Genomic DNA, 15,818 nt, shown 5'->3' on the forward strand with positions numbered 1-15,818 from the left:
TTTGGACAACCGAACTCTATTTTTAAACGTTTTAATCGCTGGTCAAGTAGTGGTAAGTTACTCACTATATTCAAATTATTATCACTGAATACCGATATGGAATGGCTATTCATCGATGGTTCCCATATTCGTGCTCATCAACATTCTGCGGGTATTGCTGATCAGGCAATCTCTAAAAGTGCAGGAGGAAACTCCTCCAAAATACATTTAGTTGTAGATTCAAATGGGAATCCTATTGATTTCATTATTACTGATGGAACACACATGATGTTAAGTCGCACCTGATTTAATTTCAAAACTCATTTAAATGAGGCAGAGATTGTATGTGCAGATAAAGGCTACGATTCAGAGCCATTAAGACAGCAGATTAGAGCAACTGGAACAAAAGCGAATATACCTAAAAAATCCAATAGCCAATCAAACAATGACCATATGGATTGGTATTTATATAAAATCAGGCACTTAGTAGAAAATATGTTTTGTAGGTTAAAGCAATTTAGAGGGATAGCCACTCGATACGACAAGTTAAAACGGAACTATGAAAGTTCTGTTGCATTAGCTTGTATATTTTTATGGCTCCCCTTGTAGGTTAAATTATGAACCCTAAATGTCAACAGACCCTAAAGTAAAACTCATTCCAAACGATGGTTTTGCAATTCAGCCTGTTGATCTATAAAAATTTAGTCTTGCGCTGTTTTCCATACTTTAAATGCCATTTGCATTTGTTGTTGAATTTGTACAGGGACTTTATTGCGTTCTAAATTGGAAAAATCACCACGATAGGTTTCTGCCACAATTGAATTTGCCAAATCTTCGATTGCAATTCGTCCTTTGTGCTGATATTGCGCAATATCTGCTTCAGTGAGTGCAATATCCCAACAAGATACAACTGAGCTCATATCGACAGCAATACTGAGATAGTATCGGTCTTGGGCTTGGTAGAGTTCCCAAAAGTGTGCTTGTTGCTCAATAAGTTGCATAGTCATTCATCAATTGTTATAAACATATTAAATTTAACTACCTACTAATAGCTTTATTAAAAGCGTAAATGACTAATTTTCCAATTCTATGATGTTTATATGCCTCTTCAATTGTAGTCACATGGTTTTTTGAATGCGCATAAGCATGCCTCCACTCTAAAAGTTGAGAATATTTCTCATTAGGATGCCTACCATTCATCATCTTTTGATATCTTTGCATTTCTTGGGTAAAGACTAATTCCTTAGATGGTGAAAAAAGTTTTAAGTAATTACATAAGTCTTTTCTCTGTATTTTACTATTTAATTTTTTATAGTTCTTTTCTATAAAATGTGAAAAATCAGTATGAACTGAATCAGCATGTTCAATCATTATTTGTTTAACGAGATTTTCATATATCGCACAAATTGCAACTAAAAGTAAGCCTGCTAAATCTGCACGTATCGGAGTATTAGCTAGATTTGAACTAGGCGCTATCCTATCAAAGTCTGTTACTAATTTATCTACATATGCCAATTCTAGTTTTAGAGTTTTGAAATCCACTTTAATGTCTCAAGCAAGAATTTTTTTAGCAGCTTCAATACGTGCTTTTAAAACAGCATTATCTGCCGTTGGTCCAACAGTATTATTCATAAATTCTTCTATTTTTAATAAATTTTCATATTTGGTTAATAAATAGCTATCGTCAATATTATCCTGCTCAAGTAGAGCCACAAACACAGCTTCAAGTATTGCTGTATTTATTACTCCCTTTGGTCTAAATGGATTAATAATATTATTTACTATAACTCTACAAACCTTAGGAAATCTGTCGACAAACAATTTTGCTTTGGGACTATCAAAACTCCGATTATTTTTCATAGTCAAATTTAAAAATTTAATCATTGGTCTTTCGTATGATGACCAATTATTAAATAGTCCAAACAATCTCAATATTATCTCAATATCTTTTTGATTTTTATGTGGTTTTTTAAAACCTAGAATTTTAAGCCAATCTGGATTTAAATTTAAATTTTGCAATACAGAAACAATATTTCCTCTATAAACAGCGTTACGAATTTCTTGTGGCTTTAACTGTGTACCACCTGTATTTAATCTTTGAAAAATATAAAAGACACAATCATTATTTTCAATTGGAGAAATTTGCCTGATATTTATTGCCCTTAAAGTAGAATTTTTTATTTTTCTTTGATCCTTTGGATCTAATTCCAGAAATGTTTTATCATTATAAGAAGATGTATCAGATAACCCTGTTAATTTAAAAACTTTCCTCTTCCCTTGATCATCTTCTTCACCAAAATACCCTTCTAAAAAGTATTTCACTGACAAAATACGTTGCTGCCCATCAATTACTTCTAAATTATCTTCATCATTTACGTAAAAAAAAACTTGTGGAACAGGAAGCCCCATTAAGAATGATTCAATTAATCTAGATGCTTGATCAATTTTCCATACAAAGTTACGTTGATAGAAAGGAATTATCAATTCATTACTATCAAGTTTCATTGTTAACAACTCTAAAGACGGATCTGATGGGTTAACTGACAAATCAAATTTTATATCTGGAATAATATCATTTTTTGTTTCCTCATCTAGTTGTTTTTCTATAAGCTCTTCAAAATTAGTATTATTTTCAACCATCACACATCCCATTGAAATCATTTAAAAAAACAATATATCTACAATGAATATTTTTATCTAGTATAAAACATAAAAAAACCACCCTCTCGGGTGGTTTTTTAATCGCCAACTGCGTCTTATTGAGCGCGGTTTTTGATTTTGCGGATGGTTTCCAACTGAGCAGCAGTTTCTGCAAGCGCAGCCAAAGCAGCAGCAGCGTCCAAATCGCTTTTTTGATTTGCAAGCAACTGTTCAGCATTTTTACGTGCTTCAAGAATTGCAGCTTCATCTAAGTTGTCAGCACGAACTGCAGTATCTGCAAGAACCGTAACGACATGCGGTTGAACTTCTAGAACACCACCAGATACATAGATTAACTCTTCTGTACCGTTTTCAAGCAGAACGCGAATCGCGCCCGGCTTGAGCAAAGTGACTAACGGCGCGTGACCAGGCATAATACCCAATTCACCGCCAGCACCTTTTGCGATAAGCATTGTCACAGTGCCTGAGTACAAAGACTCTTTAACACTTACAACATCACATTGCATAGTCGACATGTGAATCTCCTAAATGAGAGTTGCTAATTAAAGCTTCTCGGCTTTAGCGATCACTTCGTCAATACCACCAACCATATAGAACGCTTGTTCTGGGATGTGATCGTATTCACCAGCTAGAAGACCTTTAAAGCCACGAATTGTTTCTTTAAGTGGTACAAGTTTACCAGGAGCACCAGTAAACACTTCAGCTACGTGGAACGGTTGAGAGAAGAAACGTTGAATCTTACGTGCACGGTATACAGTAAGTTTGTCTTCTTCAGCTAACTCGTCCATACCCAAGATTGCGATGATGTCTTTAAGCTCTTTATAACGTTGCAATACGTTCTGTACAGAACGTGCAATTTCATAATGCTCAGCACCAACAACCAATGGATCTAACTGGCGTGAAGTAGAGTCAAGTGGATCGATCGCTGGATAAATACCAGAAGATGCGATGTCACGGCTCAATACTACAGTTGCATCTAAGTGAGCAAATGTAGTTGCAGGCGATGGATCTGTTAAGTCATCGGCAGGTACATATACCGCTTGGATAGATGTAATCGAACCAGACTTAGTCGATGTAATACGTTCTTGAAGAACACCCATCTCTTCTGCAAGCGTCGGTTGGTAACCTACTGCAGATGGCATACGACCTAAAAGAGCAGATACTTCAGTACCAGCCAATGTGTAACGGTAAATGTTGTCAACGAACAACAATACGTCACGGCCTTTACCGTTTTCATCTTTCTCATCACGGAAGTATTCCGCCATCGTCAAACCAGTTAACGCTACGCGTAAACGGTTACCTGGTGGCTCATTCATCTGACCGTAGACCATTGCTACTTTGTCAAGAACGTTAGAATCTTTCATCTCGTGATAGAAGTCGTTACCTTCACGAGTACGCTCACCAACACCAGCAAACACAGATAAACCTGAGTGTGCTTTCGCGATGTTGTTGATCAATTCCATCATGTTTACAGTTTTACCAACACCGGCACCACCGAATAAACCAACTTTACCACCTTTTGCAAACGGGCAAAGTAAGTCAATGACTTTAATACCTGTTTCTAAAAGGTCAGTAGAAGCTGCTTGTTCAGCATAAGAAGGTGCTTGACGGTGAATCGGTAAACGCTCTTCAGTCGCTACAGGACCAGCTTCGTCGATTGGGCGACCAAGAACGTCCATGATACGACCTAAACATGCAGTACCTACTGGTACAGAAATTGGCGCACCAGTATTAGACACGTTTAGACCACGTTTAAGACCTTCAGTAGATCCCATTGCGATGGTACGAACTACACCATCACCAAGTTGTTGCTGAACTTCTAAAGTAGTTTCAGTACCGTCAACTTGGAGAGCGTCATAGATCTTAGGAACGCTGTTGCGTTCAAACTCGACGTCGATAACCGCGCCGATGATCTGAATGATACGACCGCTACTCATTGCTGTCTCCTCAATTCAAAATAATGTTAAACGGCAGCGGCACCACCAACGATCTCAGAAATTTCCTGAGTAATCGCGGCTTGACGCAGCTTGTTATAAATGAGTTGTAGGCTCTTGATAAGCTCACCTGCGTTATCAGTTGCAGCTTTCATTGCAACCATACGTGCAGATTGCTCACATGCGATGTTTTCAATCACACCTTGATAAACCATAGACTCAATGTAACGAACCAATAAACCATTTAAAAGCTCTTCAGCTTCTGGTTCATATAAGTAATCCCAACCATATTGACGGTTAAGATCTTCGTTCGTATCAGCCGCAGCCAAAGGAACGAGTTGTTCGATTTTTTGGTTTTGAGTCATGGCATTGACAAAGCCGTTTGACACAAGATAAATACGATCTAATTCGCCTTTATCGAATGCATCTAACATCACCTGTACAGAACCAGTTAACTGTTCAAGACTTGGTGCATCACCTACGTTTGTAGTTGCTCCAAGTACTTTACCGCCGTAGTTTTTAAAAAACGAAACCGCTTTTTGACCAATCAAAGCAAATTGAACTTCAATTGACTGCTCTTGTTGCTGTTGGACGTGTTTAACCACTTTTTTGAACAAGTTAATGTTCAAACCACCAGCAAGACCACGATCTGAAGAAACAATGATATAGCCAACGCGTTTTACTGGGCGTTCAACCATATAACGATGTTTGTATTCAGGATTCGCTTGTACCAAATGAGCAATTACACGGTGCATATTTTCGGCATACGGACGGCCCTGAGCCATGCGCTCTTGCGCACGACGCATCTTAGAAGCTGCTACCATCTGCATCGCGCGAGTAATTTTCTGCGTGCTTTTGATACTAGCTACTTTGGCGCGAATTTCTTTTAAATTTGCCATACGCTTAACCTAGTATTCGAAAGCCCTTTCGAGCTTCCGAAGGTTGATCCGTGAACCAAACCTTAACTAGATTCAACATCGTTGAATCTTAGTAAGTTTGAGTCGCTTTAAAGCTTTCAATACCTGCTTTAATTGCAGCTTCGATGTCTTTGTCGTAGTTACCAGTTGCATCGATGTTTTGCATTAACGCAGCATGCTCTGAACGGAAGTAAGAGATCAACGCAGTATCAAAGTCTACGATTTTCTTCACTTCAACGTCAGCCATATAGCCTTCGTTAGATGCATAAATTGAAACTGCTTGGTCAGCAATTGAATATGGAGCATATTGTTTTTGCTTCATTAATTCAGTTACACGTTGACCATGTTCAAGTTGCTTACGAGTTGCTTCGTCAAGGTCTGAAGCGAACTGAGCAAACGCAGCCAATTCACGGTATTGTGCAAGAGCGGTACGGATACCACCTGACAATTTTTTGATGATCTTAGTTTGAGCAGAACCACCAACACGTGATACAGAGATACCCGCGTTCACAGCAGGACGAATACCTGCGTTGAATAATGATGTTTCTAAGAAGATCTGACCGTCAGTAATCGAAATTACGTTTGTTGGTACGAATGCAGATACGTCACCCGCTTGAGTTTCAATAATTGGCAATGCAGTTAATGAACCAGTTTGGCCTTTAACTTCACCATTCGTGAATTTCTCAACATAGTCAGCAGATACACGAGAAGCACGCTCAAGTAGACGTGAATGAAGATAGAACACGTCACCAGGATAAGCTTCACGACCTGGTGGACGACGAAGAAGCAATGAAATTTGACGGTAAGCAACAGCTTGTTTAGACAAGTCATCATAAATGATAAGCGCGTCTTCACCGCGGTCACGGAAGTACTCACCCATTGTACAACCAGCATAAGGTGCTAGATACTGCATCGCTGCAGGATCAGCAGCAGCTGCTGCTACAACAGTCGTGTACGCCATAGCGCCAGTTTCTTCAAGCTTACGTACTACGTTCGCAATTGTTGATTGTTTTTGACCAATCGCAACGTATACACATTTAATGCCTGACTGCTTTTGAGCAATGATCGCATCGATCGCCATTGCTGTTTTACCAGTTTGACGGTCACCGATGATCAACTCACGCTGACCACGACCAACAGGGATCATTGTATCTACTGATTTATAACCAGTTTGTACAGGTTGATCCACTGATTGACGCCAAATAACACCTGGTGCTACTTTTTCAACAGCATCAGTAAGTTTTGCATCAATAGGGCCTTTACCATCAATTGGGTTACCCAAAGCATCTACTACACGGCCTAAAAGTTCTGGACCAACCGGAACTTCTAATACACGACCTGTGCAACGAGCTTTTTGACCTTCTTGAAGGCTTAAGTAGTTACCTAAGACAACGGCACCCACTGAATCCTGTTCTAGGTTCAGTGCCATACCAAATAAGCCGCCGTCGAATTCGATCATTTCACCGTACATTGCATCAGCAAGGCCGTGAATACGCACAATACCGTCGGAAACCATAACAATGGTCCCTTCGTTCTTAGCGGTCGCGCTGGTGTCCAGATCGCCGATACGCTGTTTAATGAGCGCACTGATCTCGGATGGATTCAGTTGTTGCATTGCGCTATACCTCAATCTTTTTAAAGTTCAGTCTTCTGTTCGCAGTTATTTTTAACAATTACGCTAGAAGACGAGTCCGCATTTTTTCAAGCTTGCTAAGCGCAGAATCATCTATCACTTGGTCGCCTGCACGAATAACAACACCAGCAATCAATGCTGGGTTTACTTCAACTGTAATTTTCACAGCGCTGTTCAAACGTTTTTCTAACGCATGAGCCAACTTCTGTTCTTGCACTGAGTCCAGCGGGAAAGCTGACTCAATCACAACATCTACAGTGTTGTTATTTTGCGATTTGAGTTGTTCAAATTCTGTGTCGATTTCAGGTAACAATGCTAAACGGCCATTGTCTGCAAGAAGTGTCAAAAAGTTTGACACAGCTTCAGTTTGTTCATTACCTAAAACTTTCGCAAAAAGACCAACCTGCTCAGCAGGTGTCAACTCAGGGCGATTTAAATAAGCGGAAAATGCTTCATCTTGCACCGCAGCACTGAGCAGTTGTAATGCATTTGACCAAGCGTCAGTTGCATTTTGCTCAGATGCATAAGCAAATGCTGCTTTAGCGTATGGGCGTGCCAACGTCAAGAGTTCAGCCATATTCGCCTCTCTTAAAGTTTAGCAGCCAGCTGATTCAGCATGGCATTATGAGCTTCTGCGTCAACTTGTTGGTTCAGAATTTTCTCTGCACCAGCAACTGCAAGAGCAGCAACTTGTTGACGTAATTCTTCACGAGCAGAATTGATGTCTTGGTCAACAGCATCTTTCGCTTGTTGACGAATACGCTCACCTTCAGCAGATGCTTGAGTACGCGCTTCTTCGATCAATTGTGCCGCACGACGGTTCGCTTGTTCGATCAATTGAGCCGCTTGTGCTTTCGCCGCATCAATTTCTTGCTTAACTTGTGCTTGTGCATCAGCAAGATCAGCTTTCGCTTTCTCCGCAGCGTTTAAGCCATCAGCGATTTTACGCTGACGCTCACTAATCGCATTGATTAGTGGTGGCCATACAAACTTCATGCAGAATGCGACAAATATCGCAAATGCAATCGCTTGGCCAAACAATGTGAGGTTGATATTCATTGCAAATTCCTCAAATAGTGAATTTCGGAATTAAGCTGATTAACCTACAAATGGATTAGCGAAGATGAAGAACAAGCCAATACCAACACCGATCATAGGCACAGCATCAAGAAGACCCGCGATTAAGAACATACGAGTTTGAAGTTGTGGAGCCAATTCTGGTTGACGAGCTACAGCTTCAAGGAAGCGACCGCCTAAAAGACCAAAACCAATCGCAGTACCTAAAGCACCAAAAGCGATCAAGATAGCAGATGCAATTGCAACTAGACCTAAAGTGAGTTCCATGATAATTCCTCAGAGGTTAGGTTTATACCAAATTAAATTAAAAAAATTATACCTAACCACCTGATGACAGTTAGGCAATACCATTAATGTTTTTCGCTTGCCATGCTCAAGTATACGATTGTTAGCATCATGAAAATGAAGGCTTGCAACGTAATAACAAGAATGTGGAAGATAGCCCAAGGCACAGACAACGCCCATTGGATCCAGAAAGGTAACAACGCGATCAAGATGAAGATCAACTCACCCGCATACATGTTACCGAATAGTCGGAGCGCCAATGAAATTGGACGTGCAAGGAATGTTACCAATTCTAGAATCAAGTTCACTGGAATCAATAACGCTTTTGCAACTGGGTTACTTGGATTAAATGGGTTAAGTGCTAATTCACCAACGAAACCGCCGATGCCTTTTTCACGGATACTATAGAACAAGATCAACGCAAATACAGACAATGACATACCAAGGGTAATGTTAGGATCTGTAGATGGAACAACCTTGAAGTAAACGTGGTGAGGGTCCATGCCAAATACACTTGCACCAATTTGTTGTGCTAGATAAGGAATCCAGTCAACAGGAATTAAGTCCATCGCATTCATGAGGAAAATCCACACAAAAATGGTCAAGGCTAAAGGTGCAATTAAACGTGATTTACCATGAAACGTATCACGAACACTTGAGTCAACAAACTCGATAATCATTTCGATTGCAGACTGGAACTTGGTAGGAACACCAGAGTTTGCAGCTTTCGCCACACACCAGAATATCAAACAGAAAATCAAACCAAGGCCAATTGACCAACCCATTGAATCCAAGTGAATAGCAGTGAACCCCATCTGTTGAGCTTCTGCACCATTCTCAGCCAATTTCCAAGTACCATCTGGCATTTTGCCATAGGTCATATTGGTCAAGTGATGCTTGATATACTCGGTCGAAGTCAGGGCATGTTCTTCAGCAGCCATAAATCACACCTGGTCAATGTCAAATAATAAATAGGGTTAACGAATATCGCGTGCTGCATGATATCTCGTTAATCCCCAAAAAAATTTTCAATTTCTGCTGCGCTTATACTCGTTTTTGTTGCCGTGCTACCCAAAATGGAGCAACCCACGACATCGCCTGCACGAGAATAAAACCACAAAACAATGCTACCGGGGATAACGGTTTAACATTGCTTAAAATTAAAATGAAACCAACGATCACAATTGCAAATTTGCCCATCAAGCCTCGATACATGTTCGAAAGAACCTGTTTTGAAGCACGTGCACCAGCGGCTCGAAACGACTGCCAAGAAAAATAACAACTGGCAAGCCAACATAACAGTGCACCTAATGCTGCACTTAAAGCCGCAGTCGAGTCTTTCAAGACCCACGCTACCAAGGCTGAAACAGGTATCATTAATGCTTGTAAATAGACCAAAGCTTTTGCTAATCGTCGGTCAATCAAGCGACTAGTTTGGCTCATTTTTTATCCACTCACAGCATAAATGCTTGACAAGTTTAGCTGATGATCGTTTTTAATCGCAGGCATTATAGAGTTACACCCCTGAACATGCAATCTTTTCCCGACCTTAGTCGTGTTTTTTTCGATATACAGGTTGCTTTTCATATGAGCATTTGTTGATTAATTTTTGCATCATTTTCGTGCATTAAGTACGCAGGCTTGTGTCTGTTGTGCCAAAGCTTGCCATGCAACCACAAAATCTTGTTGTTTTGCTAAAGTCTCATCAACGGATTGAAAAGAAATTTCTCCCAATTTTCGATATTGACTTGGACTTGCACTGGCTTCTGCAAGCAAACACATTTTTTTGTAAGGACGCGTATCATTTAAAAACTTGATTTGTGTAACAGTCGGTGCCACATGTGGATCATCCGTCATTGCACCTGCAAATTTTAAATTGAGAGAACGTTCAAGATATTGGTAAGCATCGTGATATGCCCAATAAGGACGTGCGGCACCCGCTGTGGTAATTTTTTGTGAAGCGAGCAACATTTCATTGGCAAATTTTTTCGCGTTATTCCAATAAGCAGTTTTATTTTCAGGATGCTGTTGTGATCTCAAGGCAGCAATAAAGAAGCCTATGCGTACTGCATTGTTTGGATCTAACCAAACATGAGTATCTATCGTGTCTTTAAGTGCAATGCCTTTCGGATTTCTAAGTGGAAGCGCCTGAATAATACCTGAGTCAAGAATCGAGATAGCTTTAGCATTGTCTCCAAGAACTTTTTCTAAAGGTGCTTCGTGTGCTTTACCCAACCAAACCACCAATGAAGCATCCATAATCGTCTTTCGATTATCTGGTGTTAACTGTACATCATGCCCGGTCTGATTCCCTAACAGCAAAACAGGTTCTTCTACTCCTTGGGTGATTTCTTTTGCAATCAGATAAATAGGATGAGTAGAGACCACCAAAGGCGCTTGAGCCCAAGTGACACTAGCAAATAATGCACATAAGCAAAAAGCGATCATGCGATTCATGGGAGTGTATTACCAAAAAAAATTTATGTTATAGTATAACAAAAGTTAAAAAATACCTACGCCATTCGTAAGTTGATAGAGCTTCATGTTAATATTTATGATTCTCTTCATTCAAATAAGAAGTTTTGAGGTCTGATATGAGCTTATGTTCACACGAACACCATGATACTTTGCATGGTGTACACGATCATCTCAATGTACAAGAGCGTTTATCAGAAGCAGAAAACCTTTGTGCAACCTCAGGCGCGCGTCTTACTCCCTTACGTAAAGAAGTACTGGAGTTGATTTTGAATGCATCAGGACCCGTTGGTGCATATGACCTTTTAGCCAAGATGAAAGGTGCTGCGGAACGACCAGCAGCCCCTCCAACGGTATATAGAACACTCGACTTCCTTTTAGAAAAAGGATTTATTCATCGTTTAACCTCTATTAATGCCTATATCCCTTGCTGTCATCCACGTGAAGGACATCAAGCTGCTTTTTTGATCTGTACTGAATGCCATACAGTGAAAGAAGCTTCAGCAATAGGTTTGATTCAACAATTGAATCATTTGGCAGAGTCCGACCAGTTCAAAGCACATCATAGTATTATTGAGATTTCAGGAATATGTCAGCAGTGCTCAAGCAAAGCGTGAACACCCCCCTTGTTCAGCTAAAGCAGATCAATGTCCAGATTGATGATCGTGACATTTTAAAAAATGTAGATTTTTCGCTACAAAAACAAGAAATTGTCACGCTTATTGGTCCCAATGGTGCGGGTAAATCCACATTGATCAAAGTTCTGTTGGGTATTTTAAAACCCAATTCAGGGAGTATTGTCAGTTCATCAAAACTGAAACTCGCCTATGTACCTCAAAAATTCAACCCCTCTCATAGCCTTCCATTAAGAGTAAAAGATCTTCTTGATCTGGAAAAATGTGATAAAGCCATTAAAGCAGAAATCATTCGCGATACAGGCATAGCCAAACTCGAAAACTCTAAAGTACAACAACTTTCCGGTGGCGAACGTCAACGCGTTTTATTAGCACGAGCATTATTACGTCAACCTGATATTTTAGTCTTAGATGAGCCTATGCAAGGTTTAGATATCCAGTCTGAGGCAGAGTTATATGGCTATGTTCGAAGTTTACCTGAACGTTATGGTTGTGCCATCTTGATTGTCTCTCATGATTTACAATGGGTGATGCAAGGAACACAACGTGTTGTATGTTTAAACAAGCATATATGTTGCAGCGGCTTACCAGACAGCATTCAACAACATCCTGAGTATCAGGCTTTATTTGGTGACACTTTTGGCAAGCAACATGCCTTTTACCAACATCACCATGATCATTGTGCACATGGTGACTCTGCCAAAACCTGTGAACACGGTCCACATCCTCACATTCACCCTGAACCGGAAGCTTAAACCATGATGGAATGGTTAGAATTACTCTTACCTGCTTGGATCATGGGCACACTGTTGGTGTTTCTAACTGCACCACTGGGCTGTTTGATGTTATGGCGCAGAATGTCTTTCTTTGCAGATACCATGGCTCATGGTACTTTGCTGGGTGTGGCTTTGGCAGCAGTGTTAAGTTTACCGCTCTGGGTCGGTGTTACTTTTACCGCAGTACTTTTGGTTGCTGTGCTGTGGGTTCTACACGACCCTCGCCTGCCAAATGATGCTTTACTTGCTTTATGCGCAGCCACCCTACTCTGTTCAGGTTTATTGCTGATCCAGCACTTACCTGCTTTACGCCCAGAACTATTGAGCTATTTATTCGGTGACTTACTGACGATTGAATGGTCTGACTTAGCTGTTTTCGCGGCTGTCATTATTGGCGCTTTGGCAATTTTGTATTCTCACTGGCAGGCGCAAATTCAAATTGCGATTGATCCAGATATTGCAGTCAGTGAAGGTGTTAATGCCAAATGGCAACGTTTAATTTTTATGTTGTTATTGGCATTGTTCACGGTACTGGCTTTACGTGCGGTCGGCTCGTTGCTGATGGGTGCTCTTCTGGTTATTCCTGCTTTAGCTGCACGTTTGATTTCGCACTCACCTAAACAAATGGTGATCGGTGCTTTTGTGATTGCACAAATTGGTGTCACTGTAGGCTTATGGTCAAGTGCAGCATTAAATATTTCAACAGGTCTAAGCATTGTTTTGACCATGTCTTTATTGTTTGCACTGATCTTCTGCACGATGAAAATTAAAAAAGGATGATTTCAATCAAACCTTAACATCGCTTATAGGGTTCATTGAACATCCAATACTTAAAATAGGCTTTGAGCTGAAATGTATAAGCCATAAAGCGCGATTGTGACTAAAATTAAACCGCAAAGCCCTAATATTTTGGGATAAATTCGACTTTTAGACAACTGATTAAAAGACAAATAAACTATAGATAAGGTGAGGAAATCCAAGATAATCCATGTGATCACGAGGATAACTAAACTTACATTCAGATCTGAATGAACATGGATAAATTGTGGAAAAAACGAAGAGAAAAAAATAATATCTTTAGGGTTTGAAATACCGACCAGAAAACCTTTCGTTAAACCACCCTCTACTGGCGAAAGTACAGTAGTCAACTGCTGGTCTTGCTGAAACCACACCTCTTTTAGAATGCCATAACCTAAATAAGCAATATAAAGACATCCAAGGATTTTGATGATCAGGAAAAGTGTTTCATTAACACTCAACATTCCCTTTAAAATTAAAATGGAAATTGCAATCAGTACCAAAGATGCGAGATTTGTTCCGACGATGGTTTGTAATGATTTGCGATAACCGCCTTTTAAGCCCGCACTTGCCACCAAAATCATGACTGGTCCTGGTGTTGCAATCATAATAATTACACTGATGGCATACAGATAAAATTCTAAATAATTCAAGTGACCCTCGGCTTAACAGATATTCTATTGGATTTATTTTTAATTGTTCAATAACTCAAACCATGAGACTTTTACTGATGTACTAAACTCAACAAACCAGCAGCACAACTAAATAACACTGCGAAAGTACGATTCATATACTTTTGCTGCTTGGGAGATTTAAGCAATCTCAAGACTTTTGCAGCCAACCCTGTGTAGCCAGCCATCACAATTAAATCGATCGTAATCATCGTGATCGCCATAATCACATATTGAATCCATTGTGGTTTAGACAGATCTAAAAATTGCGGCAATACTGCAAGTAAGAATACGATCGCTTTTGGATTACTGATATTCACCACAAAGCCGTATAGAATCAACTTGGGAATGGATTTAGTCGGTTGTTCAGTTGGGATATCTATAGACTGTGTTTTAGCTGTCCATTGCATATAGGCTAAGTAGAGTAAATAGCAAACTCCAAACCATTTCACAGCAAGAAAAGCCATCGGTGTAGTGGCAAATAATACCCCTACTCCAGCAGCAACAATTATAATTTGCACCAGTAAAGCCAGCTGTAAACCAATAGCATTCCAGTAACCACGGCGAAAACCATAATTTAGACCACTCGACATTGACGCAATAGCGCCAGCACCAGGTGATATACTAATCACCCAACACGCCAACATATATGCAAACCAAACTTGATAGGACATAACAAAAAATAAAATATTTTGAACAAAGCATTATAGCGGTTTTAAAACGACACATTTCGATTAATTTAATTGGTAAAAAGTATAAGACTTTACTACCCAGCTGTTGCCAGTTCATGCACAATAGCTAGATTGATAAATAAAAATTGAGGAGCCATCTCGATATGACAGCCCAATCTGTAATTTTACCTTTACCCTCTGACCATGCTCGCTTCATCGTTTTAAATTTAAAAAATCTGTCTATTGATGGCTTAAAAAAGCGTCTCAATGCCTTATTGAGCACTCGTGATCGCCTGATCACGCAACACCCCGAAGCTGAGATTAAAACTGCAATCGCTTTCGGTCCTGAACTATGGTCAAAGCTTTATCATACTTCGCCTGAAGGGTTTAAGCAGTTAGAACCGATTCAAGGTGCCTTTCAAATGCCCGTTGTTCCTGCGGATGTTCTGATTCACATTGCTTCTGCACGCACGGACATTTGTTTTGCACTAAGCCAATCCTTTTTTGATGGTATTCAAGATCAAGTTGAAGTTTTAGATGAACGTGTATGTTTCCGTTATCTCGATGGTCGTGACCTAACGGGATTTATTGATGGTACCGAAAACCCTCAATTTCCAGATGATCGTGCGGAGACTGCTTTATTGGGTGAAGATTCAGGTATTTTCGAAGATGGATCTTTTATTTTTGCGCAGCGTTATGTGCATGAGCTTGAAAAATGGAAACGTTTAAAAGTAGATGCACAGGAAAATGTGATTGGTCGTTCTAAATTAGAAAGTATTGAGATGGACGATGAACACAAACCTGAAAATGCACATATTGCTCGTGTTGTTATCGAAGACAATGAAGGTGAGGAATTAGAAATTCTGCGTCACTCTCTCCCTTATGGCGATGGACAAGGTGAGCAAGGCTTATTTTTTATTGCTTATACCAAAGATTTAACCCGTATTGATCGTATGTTAGTCAATATGTTTGGTACTCAAGGCGATGGAATTCATGACCGTTTATTACACTTTGTGACTCCTGTCGATGGTGCGTACTTCTTTGCACCGAATGAAGAAGTGTTGGAAGAGATTTTGGAAGATTAAAATAGATAAGGAATAGTTAAATATGACTATTTCTTATATTTATTCAATATTTTAAATCCAAAGAAAGATCTATTAATTTATGCAATTTAAATACCTTGTAAAGCTTAATTATTGAGCTAAACAAGCTTTATCTAAGTGTTTAATTTCATCCAATCTAGCTTTATCAATAACGAACAGACATGATTTAAAGTTGATTAAAAGAGTAATTTTGTCAATAATAT

19 protein-coding genes and 1 pseudogene are annotated in these 15,818 nt (G+C 39.7%); 5 read left to right on the plus strand and 15 right to left on the minus strand.

From position 1 onward, the window contains the following. Nucleotides 1–588: pseudogene (locus ACINWC743_RS23835) on the plus strand (IS5 family transposase); the annotation flags it as partial. A 92-nt stretch (nt 589–680) separates the two neighbouring features. On the opposite strand, the gene ACINWC743_RS08340 reads toward ACINWC743_RS23835, so the two are convergent. The 13 genes from ACINWC743_RS08340 to ACINWC743_RS08400 form a co-directional block, all read right to left on the minus strand. After that, nucleotides 681–980: a hypothetical protein gene (locus tag ACINWC743_RS08340; RefSeq protein WP_009585125.1), complete on the minus strand. Its 300-nt coding sequence runs from the start codon at nt 978–980 to the stop codon at nt 681–683. 37 nt (nt 981–1,017) lie between these two features. Beyond that, nucleotides 1,018–1,521 carry a HEPN domain-containing protein gene (locus tag ACINWC743_RS08345; protein WP_009585150.1) on the minus strand — a complete coding sequence of 168 codons (504 nt, stop codon included), beginning with the start codon at nt 1,519–1,521 and terminating at the stop codon, nt 1,018–1,020. Nucleotides 1,522–1,530: 9 nt separating this feature from the next. After that, the gene (locus tag ACINWC743_RS08350; protein WP_009585133.1) at nt 1,531–2,619 is read right to left on the minus strand and encodes a DUF262 domain-containing protein; all 1,089 of its coding nucleotides are present in this window, start codon (nt 2,617–2,619) and stop codon (nt 1,531–1,533) included. 116 nt (nt 2,620–2,735) lie between these two features. Beyond that, nucleotides 2,736–3,155 carry a F0F1 ATP synthase subunit epsilon gene (locus tag ACINWC743_RS08355; protein ID WP_004831982.1) on the minus strand — a complete coding sequence of 140 codons (420 nt, stop codon included), beginning with the start codon at nt 3,153–3,155 and terminating at the stop codon, nt 2,736–2,738. Between the two features lie 27 nt (nt 3,156–3,182). After that, nucleotides 3,183–4,577, minus strand: coding sequence for a F0F1 ATP synthase subunit beta (atpD, locus tag ACINWC743_RS08360; RefSeq protein ID WP_004831984.1), 1,395 nt, complete (start codon nt 4,575–4,577; stop codon nt 3,183–3,185). Nucleotides 4,578–4,603: 26 nt separating this feature from the next. Beyond that, entirely contained in the window at nt 4,604–5,473 is an 870-nt protein-coding gene (gene atpG / locus ACINWC743_RS08365) for a F0F1 ATP synthase subunit gamma (RefSeq protein WP_004831987.1), read from the minus strand. An 88-nt stretch (nt 5,474–5,561) separates the two neighbouring features. Further along, on the minus strand, nt 5,562–7,106 hold the full coding sequence (gene atpA / locus ACINWC743_RS08370) for a F0F1 ATP synthase subunit alpha (protein WP_004831988.1): 1,545 nt from the start codon (nt 7,104–7,106) through the stop codon (nt 5,562–5,564). A 58-nt stretch (nt 7,107–7,164) separates the two neighbouring features. Beyond that, nucleotides 7,165–7,701 (minus strand): F0F1 ATP synthase subunit delta, encoded by a 537-nt coding sequence (locus ACINWC743_RS08375; RefSeq protein WP_004831989.1) that lies wholly within the window; start codon nt 7,699–7,701, stop codon nt 7,165–7,167. Between the two features lie 11 nt (nt 7,702–7,712). Then, complete coding sequence (locus ACINWC743_RS08380) at nt 7,713–8,183, minus strand: F0F1 ATP synthase subunit B (protein WP_004831990.1); 471 nt, start codon at nt 8,181–8,183, stop codon at nt 7,713–7,715. 39 nt (nt 8,184–8,222) lie between these two features. Then, the gene (gene atpE / locus ACINWC743_RS08385) at nt 8,223–8,468 is read right to left on the minus strand and encodes a F0F1 ATP synthase subunit C (RefSeq protein ID WP_000424060.1); all 246 of its coding nucleotides are present in this window, start codon (nt 8,466–8,468) and stop codon (nt 8,223–8,225) included. 83 nt (nt 8,469–8,551) lie between these two features. Beyond that, on the minus strand, nt 8,552–9,427 hold the full coding sequence (atpB, locus tag ACINWC743_RS08390; protein WP_004831991.1) for a F0F1 ATP synthase subunit A: 876 nt from the start codon (nt 9,425–9,427) through the stop codon (nt 8,552–8,554). Nucleotides 9,428–9,530: 103 nt separating this feature from the next. Next, nucleotides 9,531–9,929, minus strand: coding sequence for an ATP synthase subunit I (locus ACINWC743_RS08395; RefSeq protein ID WP_005034576.1), 399 nt, complete (start codon nt 9,927–9,929; stop codon nt 9,531–9,533). Nucleotides 9,930–10,100: 171 nt separating this feature from the next. Beyond that, a complete protein-coding gene (locus tag ACINWC743_RS08400; RefSeq protein ID WP_004831993.1) occupies nt 10,101–10,943 on the minus strand; it encodes a metal ABC transporter substrate-binding protein in 843 nt (280 codons plus the stop codon). 137 nt (nt 10,944–11,080) lie between these two features. Between ACINWC743_RS08400 and ACINWC743_RS08405 the strand changes: the two genes are divergently transcribed. The 3 genes from ACINWC743_RS08405 to znuB are packed head-to-tail and all read left to right on the plus strand — an operon-like array spanning nt 11,081 to nt 13,152. Continuing rightward, a complete protein-coding gene (locus ACINWC743_RS08405; RefSeq protein WP_004831994.1) occupies nt 11,081–11,578 on the plus strand; it encodes a transcriptional repressor in 498 nt (165 codons plus the stop codon). Then, nucleotides 11,551–12,351, plus strand: coding sequence for a zinc ABC transporter ATP-binding protein ZnuC (gene znuC, locus ACINWC743_RS08410; RefSeq protein ID WP_005034580.1), 801 nt, complete (start codon nt 11,551–11,553; stop codon nt 12,349–12,351). Before ACINWC743_RS08405 ends, znuC begins: the two co-directional genes overlap by 28 nt. Nucleotides 12,352–12,354: 3 nt before the next feature. Continuing rightward, nucleotides 12,355–13,152, plus strand: coding sequence for a zinc ABC transporter permease subunit ZnuB (gene znuB, locus ACINWC743_RS08415; RefSeq protein ID WP_009585113.1), 798 nt, complete (start codon nt 12,355–12,357; stop codon nt 13,150–13,152). A 50-nt stretch (nt 13,153–13,202) separates the two neighbouring features. Here the strand turns inward: znuB and ACINWC743_RS08420 are convergent, their stop codons facing one another. After that, on the minus strand, nt 13,203–13,823 hold the full coding sequence (locus ACINWC743_RS08420) for a LysE family translocator (protein ID WP_035300732.1): 621 nt from the start codon (nt 13,821–13,823) through the stop codon (nt 13,203–13,205). Between the two features lie 71 nt (nt 13,824–13,894). Beyond that, nucleotides 13,895–14,515: a LysE family transporter gene (locus tag ACINWC743_RS08425; protein WP_035300734.1), complete on the minus strand. Its 621-nt coding sequence runs from the start codon at nt 14,513–14,515 to the stop codon at nt 13,895–13,897. A gap of 161 nt (nt 14,516–14,676) precedes the next feature. Here ACINWC743_RS08425 and ACINWC743_RS08430 point away from each other — a divergent pair, with 161 nt between their 5' ends. After that, on the plus strand, nt 14,677–15,597 hold the full coding sequence (locus ACINWC743_RS08430) for a Dyp-type peroxidase (RefSeq protein WP_005034588.1): 921 nt from the start codon (nt 14,677–14,679) through the stop codon (nt 15,595–15,597). Nucleotides 15,598–15,818 lie beyond the last annotated feature (221 nt).

It is taken from the genome of Acinetobacter sp. WC-743 (assembly GCF_000335555.1).
GTDB lineage: Bacteria > Pseudomonadota > Gammaproteobacteria > Pseudomonadales > Moraxellaceae > Acinetobacter > Acinetobacter bereziniae.